This is a genomic window from Enterobacter cloacae complex sp. 342H5 (assembly GCF_050030905.1).
Classification (GTDB): Bacteria; Pseudomonadota; Gammaproteobacteria; order Enterobacterales; family Enterobacteriaceae; genus Enterobacter; species Enterobacter intestinihominis.
On record NZ_JBLGVB010000001.1, the window covers coordinates 3,207,541 to 3,221,701 of the forward strand.

Below are 14,161 nucleotides of genomic sequence, written 5' to 3' on the forward strand. Positions count from 1 at the left end.
GGTTTTTTTATGTCTCCAGCGCCGTCAGGGGCAGTGGTTTACCAATCAAATAGCCCTGCAAATAATCAACGCCGTATCGCAGCAACATCTCGCGTTGTTCAGCCGATTCCACATATTCAGCCACCACACAAAGCGATTTCGTTTTTGCCATGTTGCAAATGGACTGCACGATCATCGCATCCATGCTGTCGGTGCAGATATCTTTCACGAAGCAGCCATCGATCTTAATGATATCGGCCTCCAGTCGCTTCAGGCGCTCAAAGTTGGCATAGCCGGTACCAAAGTCATCGATAGCAATGCGGAAGCCATAATCCCGCAGCTGCTGGATATTGTTGATGCTGCTTCCCGAGTCAGAGAAAGCCTGTTCCTCGGTGATCTCAATGACGATATCTTGCGGTGCAACGGCGTAGCGTTCAAAAAGCGCGATGATCTCAGTTGCAATCTCGTTCTGCATCAGCGTCAGCGGCATCAGATTAACGGAGAACCGCGTTCCGGCCCGTCCGGATGGATGACTGCGCATCCACATCAGCAATTTTTCCACCACGTTCAGGTCGAATCGGTGGCTCAGGTTGAACTGAGCAATCAGCGGAATAAAGCGGTCAGGGGTGATGATCTCACCATCACTTTCAAGACGCGAAAGGATTTCAAAGTACCCTTCTCCGCGCGCGTTGTGAATTGGCTGCGCGTAAAGATGGAGACCACCGATATCAAGGGCGCGTTTTATACGGGCCAGCATTAGCACCCTGTCAGTCGTATGACCAGAAACATCATCCAGACTGTTGGTTAACGCAAGGACGTTATGCCCGGAACAGGACTGCTCGGACAGCCAGCTCAACTGACCCAGCGTGTGATGCACGCTTTCTCCATTTGGCACTTCCCCCCAGGAGGCACCAAACTCAATGTCGAGCTCAGTCTTGTTCCAGATAATTTTACGGCTGTTCAGATGGTCAACCATAAATTGCAGACGTTCAGCCGTGCCCGGTCCCAGCAAGACCAACATCAGTTCACTGCCTGGTAACTGGAAGAGCTTCTCGTCTTTTTGCAATAACGGCTGCAGCGACGCGGTGATCATCTTTTTACAGTGCACGCGCATGAGGATGCCGTAGTGACGGCTCAGGAATTCCAGATTATCCAGACGCAAGCAGCAGACTTTGGCCTCAGGATGATGCTGTAGAAAAACTTCCAGCGCACGAATGTTAGGCAGACCGGTGAGCGGATCGGTAAGCGCCCTATCCTGCCACCCCTGTTTCAGCCATTCACTTTTCTGATAGATCTGCGACATGTAAAGCAGGCAGATAGCGAAAGAGATGAGTACCGACAGAATAAAGGAGAGCGAGTGGCCCGATTCAACGCCATTGAGAAAATTATAATTATAGGTCAACAACATGAGCGCTGAGGCTGCCCAGAATAAAGAGATGAGCGCATAGCTCAAACGACCAATACCCAGGGTAAAAAGAATGAAAACGGTCGGCATCAAATAACCCGCAATAAACTGCGACTCAAAAGGCGCGCATAAAATAGCGATCATTGAGACCAACAGCATCAGCCACACAACGATAAATAACGCTTTTTTGTTGCAAAAGAGGGGCTTCACGCTTCGCCGCCAGAATGTTCGGGCATAGCGAGGATTAATAATCATTCTTAATGGATAATAGAACATCATGGTGAAAATCAGGGCGGCGCAAATCAGACTCTGAATATCGATAACGTTATAAATTGCAGAGCCTTCGCCGAAATAGGAGGAGATGGTTACCGGGAAATCAAATAAATACCCCGCCAGATACATCGATAATTTGATGCCCACAGGCACCATAAATCCGAGCCATAAAATACGTATACCAATGTACTTATTCGGCATGCTGTGGCGCCAGCGCTTGCCCAGCATCAAACGGATAACGCCACAGGCGGCGAAGACGGAAAACGTCTGACAACATAATAAAACGATAGATTGTAGCGGGGCTAAATCAAAGTAATAAGCATTAGTAACACTAAAACTTAGCAACAAAGGAATGATTGCCCGTCGTCCAAATAACAACACAATGGCGAGCATGGCGCTTAAGGGCAGCCACGCTAAATAAACATCATTTTCGTTAACGATAGCGCGCGGAGAGATATAACGGGAAAAGGGGATCGCAATCAGGCTTAGCGCCAGGGCAATCATAAATATTTTTACATTATTGTAAATTTTTCTATTCATTAATCCGGGTAATCTATTTAACCATCGTCTTATTGACCGGATCGATAATAGGTTTATTAATTGGACGAATCAAGTTTAGGTCTATTTATGGACTTATTTATTGATTTGGATTGAGGTGAGGTATAGAAAATGACGTTAATTGCAACAAAAACAGTCTAAATATTTTACAAGATATAAAAAACCCCCGTCTGACGACGAGGGTTTAAATTTTGGTGGAGCTAAGCGGGATCGAACCGCTGACCTCTTGCATGCCATGCAAGCGCTCTCCCAGCTGAGCTATAGCCCCACATGTTACTTTACCTACCGTACTCTGTTGGGTTCAGAGTTTGGTGGAGCTAAGCGGGATCGAACCGCTGACCTCCTGCATGCCATGCAGGCGCTCTCCCAGCTGAGCTATAGCCCCATCGTAAAGCTGTCATGTTGACGGGCGGCATAATATGAATTCCGCCGTACAGTGTCAACGGCAAATTCAACCTCAGCCTTTCAACCGCCGAAAAATCATGCAAATGAATCACTTTGCGAGTCTGCTCGCAGCCAGGAGTTAAGCTTGTCACGTTTTCACGTAAAACGGTGCTATAAAATGAACCACTAATTAACCCCACAGATATTCAGGAAATTGTATGATCAAGGAACGAATGACGCCAGAAGAGTTAGCCCTGCTGACTGGCTATAGCCGACAGACCATCAATAAATGGGTACGCAAAGAGGGTTGGATTACATCGCCAAAACCAGGCGTTCAGGGCGGCAAGGCGCGTCTGGTACACGTCAATGAAAAAGTGCGCGACTTTATTCGCAGCGCACGCAGGGTAACAGAGTCGCCGGAAATGCCAGAAAAGGCGTACCACGAAGGCTCGCTTCACGCCCTGCTCCTGACGCTGGCGAATGAAATGACGCCGGATGAGCAAAAGCAGATGACATCTCTGTTACTGCGGGAAGGGATTACCGGATTGTTACAACGCTTAGGGATTCGCGACCAACGCTAATATGAAAAGATTACGCAGCAAAATGACCACGGAAGAGCTGGCGGACAGTCTGGGCGTCGCCCGACAAACCGTTAATCGCTGGATACGACAGAAAGGATGGAAAACGGAGGGTATCAACGGTGTAAAAGGCGGAAGAGCGAGGGTGATATGTATTGATGCGCACGTTAAGGAGCACATCATTAGCCTTCCCGCCATTCGTAACAGTCGGGCTGTTTACCATGTGGCAGAAAGCCCTTCACTCTATTGCGTGGCGACCTCATCCAGCCTGCTTCCACAAATTATCGACTCGCTGGAAAACATGACAACTGTCGAACAGGAACGTTTGCACAAGCTGCTCGCTCGCGAAGGTTTGCAGGGTTTTCTCACGCGTCTTGGTATTGCTGAATAACAGACATAAAAAACGGCAGGTTACCCTGCCGTTATTTGTATTTCACGAGCATTACTGCTGGCTTTCGCGCTCAGCAATAAAGCCCAGCGCCTTGTTGATACGCGCAACGCTACGTGATTTGCCAATGGCATGAACGGTCACGTCCAGCGCCGGAGACTGGCCTGCCCCCGTCACCGCAACGCGCAGCGGCATACCGACTTTACCCATGCCAATTTCCAACTCATCAGCGGTTGCCTGAATCGCGTGGTGAACATTTTCTGCAGTCCATTCGGTAATGGCTTCGAGTTTATCTCGCACCACTTCCAGCGGCTGACGCGCAACCGGACGCAGGTGTTTCTTGGCCGCATCGGCGTCGAACGCGTCAAACTCTTCATAAAAGTAGCGGCAGCTCTCGGCGATCTCTTTCAGCGTTTTGCAACGCTCGCCAAGCAGCTTCACCAGATCCGCCAGTTCAGGGCCCGTACGGGTATCGATGTTTGCCTGCTCAATGTGCCATTGCAGATAAGTCGCCACATACTCTGGCTGCATGGTATTGATGTAGTGATGGTTCAGCCACAGCAGTTTGTCAGTGTTGAACGCGCTGGCTGATTTGCTTACCGAGTTCAGAGAGAAAAGCTCGATCATCTCTTCGCGGCTGAAGATCTCCTGGTCACCATGAGCCCAGCCCAGACGCACCAGATAGTTCAGTAGCGCTTCCGGCAGATAGCCGTCATCACGGTACTGCATCACGCTCACCGCGCCATGACGTTTGGACAGCTTTTTACCGTCGTCACCGTTGATCATCGATACGTGCGCATACACCGGTACAGGCGCGTTCAGCGCTTTCAGAATGTTGATCTGACGCGGGGTGTTATTGATATGGTCTTCACCACGGATCACGTGAGTGATTTCCATATCCCAGTCGTCCACAACTACGCAGAAGTTATAGGTTGGCGAGCCGTCAGTACGACGAATGATGAGGTCATCCAGCTCCTGGTTGCTGAATTCGATCGGGCCACGGATCTGGTCATCAAAGATAACAGAGCCATCCTGCGGGTTAGCAAAACGCACTACGCAAGGCTCATCAGCAGCATGCTCGCTGTGGTCATGACGGCAACGACCGTCATAACGCGGTTTTTCGCCTTTTGCCATTTGCTCTTCGCGCAGCGCATCCAGACGCTCCCTTGAGCAGTAGCACTTATAGGCCGTGCCTGCGACCAGCATCTCGTCAATTACGGCGTTATAGCGGTCAAAACGTTTGGTCTGGAAGTATGGGCCTTCGTCCCACTCCAGATTCAGCCAGTTCATCCCATCCATAATGGCTTCAATTGCTTCCGGCGTTGAGCGCTCCAGGTCGGTGTCTTCAATACGCAGCACAAACTCACCTTTGTTGTGGCGTGCGAAAAGCCAGGAGTAGAGAGCAGTACGTGCACCACCGACATGCAGATAGCCTGTCGGGCTCGGCGCGAAGCGAGTTTTGATTTTCATGAAATGGCCTTACGTTATAAAGATGCCGGTAATCGGCAAATCCTGGGAAGAAAACAATGGGCAATATTCTATCACTGTGGGCCGATTCCTCAATGTCGATCACTTTATCCGGTTCGAGATTGCTGTTTTTGTTTAGAAATCATGCACCACAGTCCGTTTTGCGATCGTTTTGACTAATTTTACGACGAACGAATAAAAACTTTAGAAAATGCGTTGACTCATTTTCAACTCTCCCTATAATGCGACTCCACACAGCGGGGGTGATTAGCTCAGTTGGTAGAGCATCTCCTTTACACGGAGGGGGTCGGCGGTTCGAGCCCGTCATCACCCACCATCTACTTCGGTAGACTCGCAGTGTAGATAAGAATTGAGATTGGGCGATTAGCTCAGTTGGTAGAGCATCTCCTTTACACGGAGGGGGTCGGCGGTTCGAGCCCGTCATCGCCCACCATTCTCACCTTATCGTAGCAGTTCCGAAATGGGCGATTAGCTCAGTTGGTAGAGCATCTCCTTTACACGGAGGGGGTCGGCGGTTCGAGCCCGTCATCGCCCACCATTTCGGGTCGTTAGCTCAGTTGGTAGAGCAGTTGACTTTTAATCAATTGGTCGCAGGTTCGAATCCTGCACGACCCACCAATGTAAAAAAGCGCCCTAAAGGCGCTTTTTTGCTATCTGCGATATAGCACATCCCCATTGCAGCCAAACCGCTTGTTTTACTCAAGCTCACGCCTTCTTTGCCGATACCTCTATTTTATGGCGAAAAGGATCTCAATATGACAACTCTTAAGCCCGTTTCTCTGTCGGCGATGGAAATCGGCAGCGTAGATAACAGCTCCGGCGGAAACGACATTGCTTCCCAGATCACCCGTCTGACCAAACAGATAACGAAAGTCACTCAGCAACTCAAAGAAGTCGCCATGGGTGATGCCACAGCGGAAGAAAAGCAAAAGCAGCAAGAATTGCTCGAATCTCAGCTGGCTATGTTGCAGGCACAGCTGGCGCAATTGCAGCGTCAGCAGGCAGAAGAGGCGATGCCAAAACAGGAAAGCGGTCAGGCCGTGGCGGAAGGCGTCAATAAACCCTCCGCAGAACATCAGATTGATATCTATATCTGATCATTGGTTTCGTTAAAAAGTGGATCGCGCGTGCGGGCCTCCATCAGACGCCTGGCCTGCATACGCACCACATCCCAGCAGGCATGAGCCGCTCCGGAAAGAGACCTGTTTTTACGGCGTACCAGCATCAGCTGGCGTTCAATACAGGGCAGGAAACGCTTCACCGTTAAACGACTTCCCTGCGGCAGTGGAAGCGCCAGCGCAGGCAGAACGCTGATCCCAATCCCCGCTTCGACCATGGGGAAGAGCGTGGCAGGATGCCCAATCTCCTGCACAATGGTTGCCTTTACGCCCTGTGCGGCCAGTGCGGCATCTATCAGCGGGCGGCTACCTGATGCATAATCCTGTAACACCAGGTTTGCCCCCTGTAAGGCTTGCCAGGCCACCTGCGACAGCGATGCCAGAGGATCATCATCGCGGCAGAGCAATAAAAAGGGTTCCGAGAGTACCACTTCACATTCCAGGTCGCTTACCGCTCCGGGATCGATAACAATCCCGAAATCCACATCCCCCTGACGAATACTCTCCAGTACCCACTGCTGCGGCCTGTCGTGCAAAACAAAATCGATATCCGGATAGCGGTGATTACTTTCAGCGATGCACTGGGGAATAAGATGCGCCGAAATCGTCTGGCTCGCCGCCACTCTCACGGTACCGGAAAGCTGTTGTCCAAGCCGTCCGACGTCCCTCAGCGTACTGTTCAGTTCATCCAGCAGCCTTTCCAGACGCGTTGCCAGCTGATGTCCCGCTTCGGTGAGCACCACTTCGCGCGTCGTGCGGTCGAGCAGCTTCACGCCGGTTTGAGTTTCCAGCTCTTTCACGCTATGGCTCACCGCCGACTGGCTGAGGCCAATCATCTCCCCTGCCCGACTGAAGCTGCGGGCCTGCGCGACGGTGACGAAAACACGAAGCTGACGTAGTGAATAATTCATCTGTTTAATTCATGAATGGATGCAATAAATCAATTTTATTTCTCAAAGGGAAGAAAGCACAATAGCGGCATCTGTTTTCAGGAGTGATTATGAAACTTTTTCGTATCCTTGATCCGTTTACGCTGACCCTGATTGGTGTCGTCTTGCTGGCCTCGTTCTTCCCGGCGCGGGGCGGTTTCGTTCCGGTCATTGAAGGGCTGACCACGGCAGCCATTGCCCTGTTGTTCTTTATGCATGGCGCCAAACTCTCCCGGGAAGCCATTATTGCAGGCGGTAGCCACTGGCGACTGCACCTCTGGGTAATGTGCAGCACCTTTATCCTCTTCCCTGTTCTGGGCGTGCTGTTTGCCTGGTGGGCGCCGGTGAATGTCGATCCGGCACTCTATACCGGTTTCCTTTATCTGTGCATTTTGCCGGCCACCGTGCAGTCTGCTATTGCCTTTACCTCGCTGGCTGGCGGCAACGTCGCGGCGGCGGTCTGTTCTGCTTCGGCTTCCAGCCTGCTCGGGATCTTTGTTTCACCGCTGCTGGTCGGTCTGCTGATGAACATGCATGGTGCAGAAGGTAATCTGGAGCAGGTGGGTAAAATTTGTCTGCAACTGCTACTGCCGTTTGTGCTCGGACACTTATCCCGCCCCTGGATTGGGGCGTTTGTGGCGAAACACAAAAAATGGATCGGGAAAACGGACCAAAGCTCCATTTTGCTGGTGGTTTACACGGCCTTCAGCGAAGCCGTGGTGAACGGCATCTGGCACAGGGTTGGTGCAGGATCGCTGCTGTTTATTGTGGTGGTAAGCATTGTTCTGCTGACCATTGTGATCGCGGTTAACGTCTTTGTGGCCCGCAAATGCGGCTTCAATAAGGCCGATGAAATCACCATCGTATTCTGTGGATCGAAAAAGAGCCTGGCCAACGGGATCCCGATGGCCAATATTCTGTTCCCGACGTCGGTCATTGGGATGATGGTACTGCCGCTGATGATTTTCCATCAGATCCAGCTGATGGTGTGTGCGGTACTGGCGCGGCGTTACAAGGCACAGACTGAAAAGCTGGCGCAGGAAGAGACCCGCGCCGCGAAAGTTTAAGGACGTTTCAGGGGCTGCACCAGCTGGGTCAGCCCCTCTGTTTTGATCAGTAATGTGATAGCCATCAGCTCGCCAAGACGCCCGGCAGGAAACTCATCCTTACAGGCAAACCACAGCAGATATTCTTCCGGTAAATCAATCAGCCTGCGGCCCTTATATTTACCGAACGGCATCTCCGTATTGGCGATCTCAACGAGCTGCTCTTTTTCCACATCACTCTCCTAAAAGGCGCATCATTTCCGCTTCATCGATCACCTCGATGCCGAGCTCCTGCGCTTTTGCCAGCTTCGAACCGGCCGCTTCCCCGGCGATCACCAGGTCGGTTTTCTTTGACACGCTTCCCGCCACTTTTGCCCCAAGCGCCACCAGGCGCGCTTTCGCGTCATCACGCGAGAGCTGGCTCAGACTGCCGGTCAGCACCACCGTTTTACCGGCAAACGGGCTGTCGATCTCTTCTGCATTAACCACTACCGGTGCGGGCCAGTGAATGCCCTGTTCCAGTAATTTACCGATCACTTCACGGTTGCTCTCTTCGGCGAAGAAGTTGAAGACGTGGGTAGCGACCACTATGCCAACGTCAGGGACTTTCTGTAGTTCGTCGATGGTGGCTTTCTCAAGAGCCTCCAGCGTGCCGAAATACGCCGCCAGCCCTGCCGCCGTCGCCTCTCCGACTTCACGAATGCCGAGCGCGTAAAGGAAACGGGCAAAGGTAGTATTTTTGGCCGCCTCAAGCGCATTGACCACGTTCTGGGCAGATTTCGGCCCCATACGATCAAGACCGGTCAGCTTACCTGCCGTCAGGGTAAAGAGGTCCGCTGGCGTATGGACATACTCTTTCTCAACTAACTGGTCGATGATCTTGTCACCCATTCCGTCGACGTCCATCGCCCGGCGGGAGACAAAGTGCTTCAGGGACTCTTTACGCTGCGCGCCGCAGATTAACCCGCCCGTACAGCGCGTTACCGCTTCACCTTCCACGCGCTCAACGTCCGAACCACATACCGGACAATGGGCAGGAAACTCGATGGCACGGGTATCGGCAGGACGTTCTGATTCCACTACGTTAACCACCTGCGGGATCACATCGCCCGCGCGGCGAATCACCACTTTGTCACCAATTCGCAGCCCCAGACGGGCAATTTCATCGGCGTTATGCAGCGTAGCGTTACTGACCAGCACGCCAGCCACCTGCACAGGCTCCAGACGCGCCACAGGCGTAATCGCCCCCGTACGTCCTACCTGAAATTCCACGTCGCGAACGAAGGTCATCTGCTCCTGCGCCGGGAACTTAAAGGCCACTGCCCAGCGTGGCGCCCGGGCAACAAAACCCAACTGTTCCTGCAATGCCAGGGAGTTAACCTTGATCACTACGCCATCAATATCAAACCCAAGCGTGGGACGATCTTCTTCAACCTTGTGATAGAACGCCAGCACCGCCTCTGGAGAGTCGCAAAGCTGCACGCGGTTGCTTACCGGCAAACCCCACTCTTTGAACTGCATTAAACGACCCAGGTGGGTATCCGGCAGGTCACCGCCTTCCAGGATCCCGACGCCGTAGCAGAAGAAAGTAAGCGGTCGCTTCGCGGTGATACGCGGATCGAGCTGGCGCAGCGAACCTGCCGCCGCGTTACGCGGGTTTGCAAACACTTTACCCCCGGTACGACGCGCTTCTTCATTGATCTTCTCAAACCCCGCCTGCGGAAGGAAAACTTCCCCGCGCACTTCCAGCCGCGCAGGAATATTATCGCCACGCAGCTTCAGCGGGATCGCACGAATGGTGCGCACATTGGTGGTGATGTCTTCCCCGGTGGTGCCGTCGCCGCGCGTTGCGGCACGTACCATCACGCCGTTCTCATAAAGAATGCTGACGGCCAGACCATCCAGTTTTAGCTCGCAGCACCAGCTAAGATTGTCGACGCTCTTCAGGCGATCCTGCACGCGCTTGTTGAAAGCCAGAAAACTCTCTTCATCAAACACGTTATCCAACGACAGCATCGGCACTTCGTGGCGCACCTGGCTGAAAGCACCCAGCGGTTCCGCGCCGACGCGCTGCGTTGGGGAATCGGGCGTAATCAGCTCCGGGTGCTGCGCTTCCAGCTCGCGCAGTTCACGCATCAGGCGGTCATATTCCGCATCCGGCACTTCCGGTGCGTCCATAACATGATAGAGATATTCATGATGGCGAAGCGTGGTTCGCAGTTCAGTAAGTTGTTGTTCGATTGAGTCCATATCGCACCATCAATGAGAAAAACCCCCGACAGGCGGGGGTTGAGGAGGAGTTGAAGTAAACGCGACGATTACGCGTTAGCTTCCTTAACTTCGCGGATGCGGTCCTGATATTCGCGCAGTTTCTGCGGCGTCATCATACGACGCTGATCGTCGAGCACCACACCGCCCACTTCGTCGGCGATGTGCTGAGCGGACTGTAGCATCAGCTTAAAGTTTTGCAGCTCGTCACCGTAGGACGGCACCTGCATAAAGATCGTAACCCCAGGCGTGACGAAATCACCGGTCATTTCCGGGTCAAACGTGCCTGGATTGACCATATTGGCCAGGCTGAACAGCGCCGGACCGCTGCCGTCAGGACTCAGGTGGCGATGGAAAATATTCATGTCGCCGAACTTGAAGCCTGCCTGTTGGATGCTGTTAAGCAGCACGTCACCGTTCAGATGGGTGCCATGATGAGCAGCCACATTCATGATGATTACCGCTTCTTTACGCTGCGGCTTTTCAACAACCGGTTCTGGCTCAACGCGCGGAGCGGGCTGTGGCGCAGGCGGTGCAGATTCAGGCTGCGGTTGTTCTACCGGCTGCGGCTGTTGCACTGGCTGTGGCTGATGCACTGGCTGTGCAGGCTGTTGCACAGGTTGCTGCTGTACAGGCTGTGGCGCAACGGGCTGCTGTTGCACAGGCTGCTGCGACGGATGACGAACAGGTTCTTCCACTGGCGGCGGCGCTGGCTGGCGCGGCTGGGCAGAGGCATACGGTGGTTGATACTGGTGCTGCAGAGCGCGGGGAGCTTCATGCTCTCCATGCGCTGCGCCGGGCGCAGTATTGACCCGATGAACACGAACTTCACCCACACCGTCGTCGTCAAGACCATCGATGTCGTCTTCAACGTCATCGTCTTCGCGACTGGACTTCATGCGCTTCAGTGGACGATCGCGAAACATAGAGGAACGCTCTTTACGGCTGGTCCAGAAACCATGTACCAGTAAAGCGATTATGGCGATCGCGCCAACAATGATTAATATCAGACGCAAATCCTGCATCATTATATTCTCTGTTGTTCTAACACCTTGCCACCACGGCAAACATTTACTCACTAAGAGTATTTGCCGTTTACGTCAAGTGCAAGTGTATGCAGAGCATTCACAGCATAAAGATGAACTAAATCGTGCTTTTTGCTGGTTTTTCGAACATTTCCGAACTGGTCATTGGCCCGTAACTGGATAATATAGGCGGGCAATTCCACTGGTTGTGTAAAAAGGAGTACAGCCTGGTATGGTTTCAACATCTTCTTCTGCCCCACGCAGCGGGGTCTGGTACTTTTCTCAGGGCTGGAAACTGGTCTCCCTGCCGGGCATTCGACGCTTCGTTGTTTTGCCGTTACTGATCAACATTATTCTGATGGGGGGCGCGTTCTGGTGGTTGTTCACCAGGCTGGAAAGCTGGATCCCTTCCCTGATGAGCTATGTGCCGGACTGGTTACAGTGGTTGGACTACCTGCTCTGGCCGATTGCGGTTATCTCCGTGCTGCTGGTTTTCGGCTATTTCTTTTCGACGATAGCTAACTGGATAGCCGCGCCGTTCAACGGTCTGCTGGCCGAACAGCTGGAAGCGCGCCTGACCGGTGCGGCGCCGCCTGACACGGGCGTACTGGGGATCGTGAAAGATGTCCCCCGCATCATGAAGCGCGAATGGCAGAAGTTTGCGTGGTACCTGCCGCGGGCGATTGTGCTGCTCATCCTTTATTTTGTACCCGGGATCGGCCAGACGGTCGCACCCGTGCTGTGGTTCCTGTTCAGCGCCTGGATGCTTGCTATCCAGTACTGTGATTATCCGTTCGATAACCACAAAGTGCCGTTTAAAGAGATGCGCACTGCCCTGCGCACTCAGAAGGTTGCCAATATGCAGTTTGGTGCTCTTACCAGCCTGTTCACCATGATCCCTTTCCTGAATCTGTTCATCATGCCCGTTGCCGTTTGCGGCGCGACGGCGATGTGGGTGGACTGCTACCGTGCTAAGCACGCGTTATGGAAGTAATGCAAAAATGTGTAAAAGAGGGGTGGCTTATGCCGCCCCTTATTCCATACTGATCCCCATTATTTCCTTGCAGCATATAGATATGCGATTTCCTTACTTCCCCATACTTGTTCAACAGGTATGCTGGGTCGGTATCCCAATTTCATACAGTTAAGGACAGGCCATGAGTAAGATTTATGAAGACAACTCGCTGACTATCGGTCATACGCCCCTGGTTCGACTGAACCGTATCGGTAATGGACGCATTCTGGCGAAGGTCGAATCTCGTAACCCAAGCTTCAGCGTTAAATGCCGTATCGGTGCGAATATGATTTGGGATGCTGAAAAGCGTGGCGTGCTGAAACCTGGCGTTGAGCTGGTTGAACCCACCAGCGGCAATACCGGTATCGCCCTGGCCTATGTTGCGGCGGCGCGCGGCTATAAGCTGACGCTGACTATGCCTGAAACCATGAGTATTGAGCGCCGTAAGCTGCTGAAAGCGTTGGGTGCGAATCTGGTCCTCACGGAAGGCGCGAAAGGCATGAAGGGCGCGATTCAGAAGGCCGAAGAAATCGTCGCCAGCGATCCTGCAAAGTATCTGCTGCTCCAGCAGTTCAGCAACCCGGCCAACCCGGAAATTCATGAGAAAACCACCGGCCCGGAAATCTGGGAAGATACCGACGGTCAGGTTGATGTGTTTATCTCCGGCGTAGGCACCGGCGGTACGCTGACCGGGGTGTCTCGCTATATTAAAGGCACGAAAGGTAAAAAAGATCTGATTACCGTTGCCGTTGAGCCAACCGACTCGCCGGTTATCGCTCAGGCGCTGGCAGGCGAAGAGATCAAACCAGGTCCGCACAAAATCCAGGGTATCGGCGCTGGCTTTATTCCAGGCAACCTCGATCTGAAGCTGATCGATAAAGTGGTCGCCATCACCAATGAAGAAGCCATCTCCACGGCGCGTCGCCTGATGGACGAGGAAGGCATTCTGGCAGGTATCTCTTCCGGTGCGGCGGTTGCTGCAGCTCTCAAACTGCTCGAAGACGAAACCTTTACCAACAAGAATATTGTGGTTATCCTACCGTCTTCGGGTGAGCGTTACTTAAGCACAGCACTGTTTGCCGATCTGTTCACAGAGAAAGAACTGCAACAGTGATGCCAGTATGTTAAAAACGCGTAAAAAAGCACCTTTTCAGGTGCTTTTTTGTGGCCTGCTTCAAAGTTTTACCCCTCCTGGCATTGCTTCACCCCGTTGGGTCTGGTATTTAAACCAGCAATTATTTTGATGCGCGAAATTAATCGGTGAACGAAATAGCGCTGCTGAATCGATTTTATGATTTGGTTCAAGTCTTGCTTTCACTGCATAATGTTTAATGACGATTGAAACGTCAGCGCTAACTATACAGGCTAAAGTTAAGTCGCCAGGCTAGACTTTAGTTCCACAACACTAAACCTATAAGTTGGGGAAATACAATGTTCCAGCAAGAAGTTACCATTACCGCTCCGAACGGTCTGCACACCCGCCCTGCTGCTCAGTTTGTTAAAGAAGCGAAAGGCTTCACTTCTGAAATCACTGTGACTTCCAACGGCAAAAGCGCTAGCGCAAAAAGCCTGTTCAAGCTGCAAACTCTGGGTCTGACTCAGGGTACCGTTGTTACCATCTCCGCTGAAGGTGAAGACGAGCAGAAAGCAGTTGAGCATCTGGTTAAGCTGATGGCTGAACTCGAGTAAGTTTACCGGGTTCTTTTC

The 14,161-nt window shown here is 52.5% G+C and carries 13 protein-coding genes and 6 tRNA genes; 11 read left to right on the plus strand and 8 right to left on the minus strand.

Features of this window, described 5'->3' with window-relative positions:
- Positions 1-7: 7 nt before the first annotated feature.
- The 3 genes from ACQG03_RS15270 to ACQG03_RS15280 form a co-directional block, all read right to left on the minus strand.
- A complete protein-coding gene (locus ACQG03_RS15270; RefSeq protein ID WP_063138120.1) occupies positions 8-2,197 on the minus strand; it encodes an EAL domain-containing protein in 2,190 nt (729 codons plus the stop codon).
- Between the two features lie 210 nt (positions 2,198-2,407).
- Positions 2,408-2,483 (minus strand) — tRNA-Ala (locus ACQG03_RS15275).
- Between the two features lie 41 nt (positions 2,484-2,524).
- Positions 2,525-2,600, minus strand: a tRNA-Ala gene (locus ACQG03_RS15280).
- A 217-nt stretch (positions 2,601-2,817) separates the two neighbouring features.
- Here ACQG03_RS15280 and ACQG03_RS15285 point away from each other — a divergent pair.
- Together ACQG03_RS15285 and ACQG03_RS15290 are read left to right on the plus strand one after the other, a co-directional pair.
- On the plus strand, positions 2,818-3,180 hold the full coding sequence (locus ACQG03_RS15285; protein WP_022648936.1) for a YfeC-like transcriptional regulator: 363 nt from the start codon (positions 2,818-2,820) through the stop codon (positions 3,178-3,180).
- Position 3,181: 1 nt separating this feature from the next.
- On the plus strand, positions 3,182-3,568 hold the full coding sequence (locus ACQG03_RS15290; protein WP_063163604.1) for a YfeC-like transcriptional regulator: 387 nt from the start codon (positions 3,182-3,184) through the stop codon (positions 3,566-3,568).
- A gap of 51 nt (positions 3,569-3,619) precedes the next feature.
- Here the strand turns inward: ACQG03_RS15290 and gltX are convergent, their stop codons facing one another.
- A complete protein-coding gene (gene gltX, locus ACQG03_RS15295) occupies positions 3,620-5,035 on the minus strand; it encodes a glutamate--tRNA ligase (RefSeq protein WP_022648938.1) in 1,416 nt (471 codons plus the stop codon).
- A gap of 258 nt (positions 5,036-5,293) precedes the next feature.
- On the opposite strand from gltX, the gene ACQG03_RS15300 reads away from it, so the two are divergent.
- From ACQG03_RS15300 to ACQG03_RS15320, 5 genes are all read left to right on the plus strand, one after another.
- A tRNA-Val gene (locus ACQG03_RS15300) sits at positions 5,294-5,369 on the plus strand.
- 41 nt (positions 5,370-5,410) lie between these two features.
- Positions 5,411-5,486: transfer RNA gene (locus ACQG03_RS15305), tRNA-Val, on the plus strand.
- 29 nt (positions 5,487-5,515) lie between these two features.
- Positions 5,516-5,591, plus strand: a tRNA-Val gene (locus tag ACQG03_RS15310).
- Positions 5,592-5,595: 4 nt separating this feature from the next.
- A tRNA-Lys gene (locus tag ACQG03_RS15315) sits at positions 5,596-5,671 on the plus strand.
- 137 nt (positions 5,672-5,808) lie between these two features.
- The gene (locus ACQG03_RS15320; RefSeq protein ID WP_022648939.1) at positions 5,809-6,150 is read left to right on the plus strand and encodes a FlxA-like family protein; all 342 of its coding nucleotides are present in this window, start codon (positions 5,809-5,811) and stop codon (positions 6,148-6,150) included.
- On the opposite strand, the gene ACQG03_RS15325 is transcribed toward ACQG03_RS15320, so the two are convergent.
- Positions 6,141-7,082 carry a LysR family transcriptional regulator gene (locus ACQG03_RS15325; protein ID WP_022648940.1) on the minus strand — a complete coding sequence of 314 codons (942 nt, stop codon included), beginning with the start codon at positions 7,080-7,082 and terminating at the stop codon, positions 6,141-6,143. The two genes, ACQG03_RS15320 and ACQG03_RS15325, sit on opposite strands and share 10 nt — an antisense overlap.
- 89 nt (positions 7,083-7,171) lie before the next feature.
- Here ACQG03_RS15325 and ACQG03_RS15330 point away from each other — a divergent pair, with 89 nt between their 5' ends.
- The gene (locus tag ACQG03_RS15330; RefSeq protein WP_022648941.1) at positions 7,172-8,167 is read left to right on the plus strand and encodes a bile acid:sodium symporter family protein; all 996 of its coding nucleotides are present in this window, start codon (positions 7,172-7,174) and stop codon (positions 8,165-8,167) included.
- On the opposite strand, the gene ACQG03_RS15335 is transcribed toward ACQG03_RS15330, so the two are convergent.
- The 3 genes from ACQG03_RS15335 to zipA all read right to left on the minus strand — a co-directional run bounded on the left by ACQG03_RS15335 (position 8,164) and on the right by zipA (position 11,442).
- The gene (locus ACQG03_RS15335; RefSeq protein WP_063163603.1) at positions 8,164-8,379 is read right to left on the minus strand and encodes a DUF3820 family protein; all 216 of its coding nucleotides are present in this window, start codon (positions 8,377-8,379) and stop codon (positions 8,164-8,166) included. The genes ACQG03_RS15330 and ACQG03_RS15335 overlap by 4 nt on opposite strands.
- A gap of 1 nt (position 8,380) precedes the next feature.
- Positions 8,381-10,396 (minus strand): NAD-dependent DNA ligase LigA, encoded by a 2,016-nt coding sequence (ligA, locus tag ACQG03_RS15340; RefSeq protein WP_032623825.1) that lies wholly within the window; start codon positions 10,394-10,396, stop codon positions 8,381-8,383.
- 68 nt (positions 10,397-10,464) lie between these two features.
- Positions 10,465-11,442, minus strand: coding sequence for a cell division protein ZipA (gene zipA, locus ACQG03_RS15345; protein ID WP_063163602.1), 978 nt, complete (start codon positions 11,440-11,442; stop codon positions 10,465-10,467).
- A gap of 229 nt (positions 11,443-11,671) precedes the next feature.
- Here zipA and cysZ point away from each other — a divergent pair, with 229 nt between their 5' ends.
- From cysZ to ptsH, 3 genes are all read left to right on the plus strand, one after another.
- Positions 11,672-12,433, plus strand: a complete 762-nt coding sequence (gene cysZ / locus ACQG03_RS15350; protein WP_022648944.1) for a sulfate transporter CysZ — start codon at positions 11,672-11,674, stop codon at positions 12,431-12,433.
- Positions 12,434-12,596: 163 nt separating this feature from the next.
- Complete coding sequence (gene cysK, locus ACQG03_RS15355; protein ID WP_006811453.1) at positions 12,597-13,568, plus strand: cysteine synthase A; 972 nt, start codon at positions 12,597-12,599, stop codon at positions 13,566-13,568.
- 317 nt (positions 13,569-13,885) lie between these two features.
- A complete protein-coding gene (ptsH, locus tag ACQG03_RS15360) occupies positions 13,886-14,143 on the plus strand; it encodes a phosphocarrier protein Hpr (RefSeq protein ID WP_000487600.1) in 258 nt (85 codons plus the stop codon).
- Positions 14,144-14,161: the final 18 nt, after the last annotated feature.

Coding starts and splice junctions, on each gene's coding strand:
- gltX (WP_022648938.1), bottom strand. CDS start 5,035: ATGAAAATCAAAACTCGCTTCGCGCCGAGCCCGACAGGCTATCTGCAT.
- ligA (WP_032623825.1), bottom strand. CDS start 10,396: ATGGACTCAATCGAACAACAACTTACTGAACTGCGAACCACGCTTCGC.
- ACQG03_RS15320 (WP_022648939.1), top strand. CDS start 5,809: ATGACAACTCTTAAGCCCGTTTCTCTGTCGGCGATGGAAATCGGCAGC.
- zipA (WP_063163602.1), bottom strand. CDS start 11,442: ATGATGCAGGATTTGCGTCTGATATTAATCATTGTTGGCGCGATCGCC.
- cysZ (WP_022648944.1), top strand. CDS start 11,672: ATGGTTTCAACATCTTCTTCTGCCCCACGCAGCGGGGTCTGGTACTTT.
- ACQG03_RS15270 (WP_063138120.1), bottom strand. CDS start 2,197: ATGAATAGAAAAATTTACAATAATGTAAAAATATTTATGATTGCCCTG.
- ACQG03_RS15285 (WP_022648936.1), top strand. CDS start 2,818: ATGATCAAGGAACGAATGACGCCAGAAGAGTTAGCCCTGCTGACTGGC.
- ACQG03_RS15330 (WP_022648941.1), top strand. CDS start 7,172: ATGAAACTTTTTCGTATCCTTGATCCGTTTACGCTGACCCTGATTGGT.
- ACQG03_RS15325 (WP_022648940.1), bottom strand. CDS start 7,082: ATGAATTATTCACTACGTCAGCTTCGTGTTTTCGTCACCGTCGCGCAG.
- cysK (WP_006811453.1), top strand. CDS start 12,597: ATGAGTAAGATTTATGAAGACAACTCGCTGACTATCGGTCATACGCCC.
- ptsH (WP_000487600.1), top strand. CDS start 13,886: ATGTTCCAGCAAGAAGTTACCATTACCGCTCCGAACGGTCTGCACACC.
- ACQG03_RS15290 (WP_063163604.1), top strand. CDS start 3,182: ATGAAAAGATTACGCAGCAAAATGACCACGGAAGAGCTGGCGGACAGT.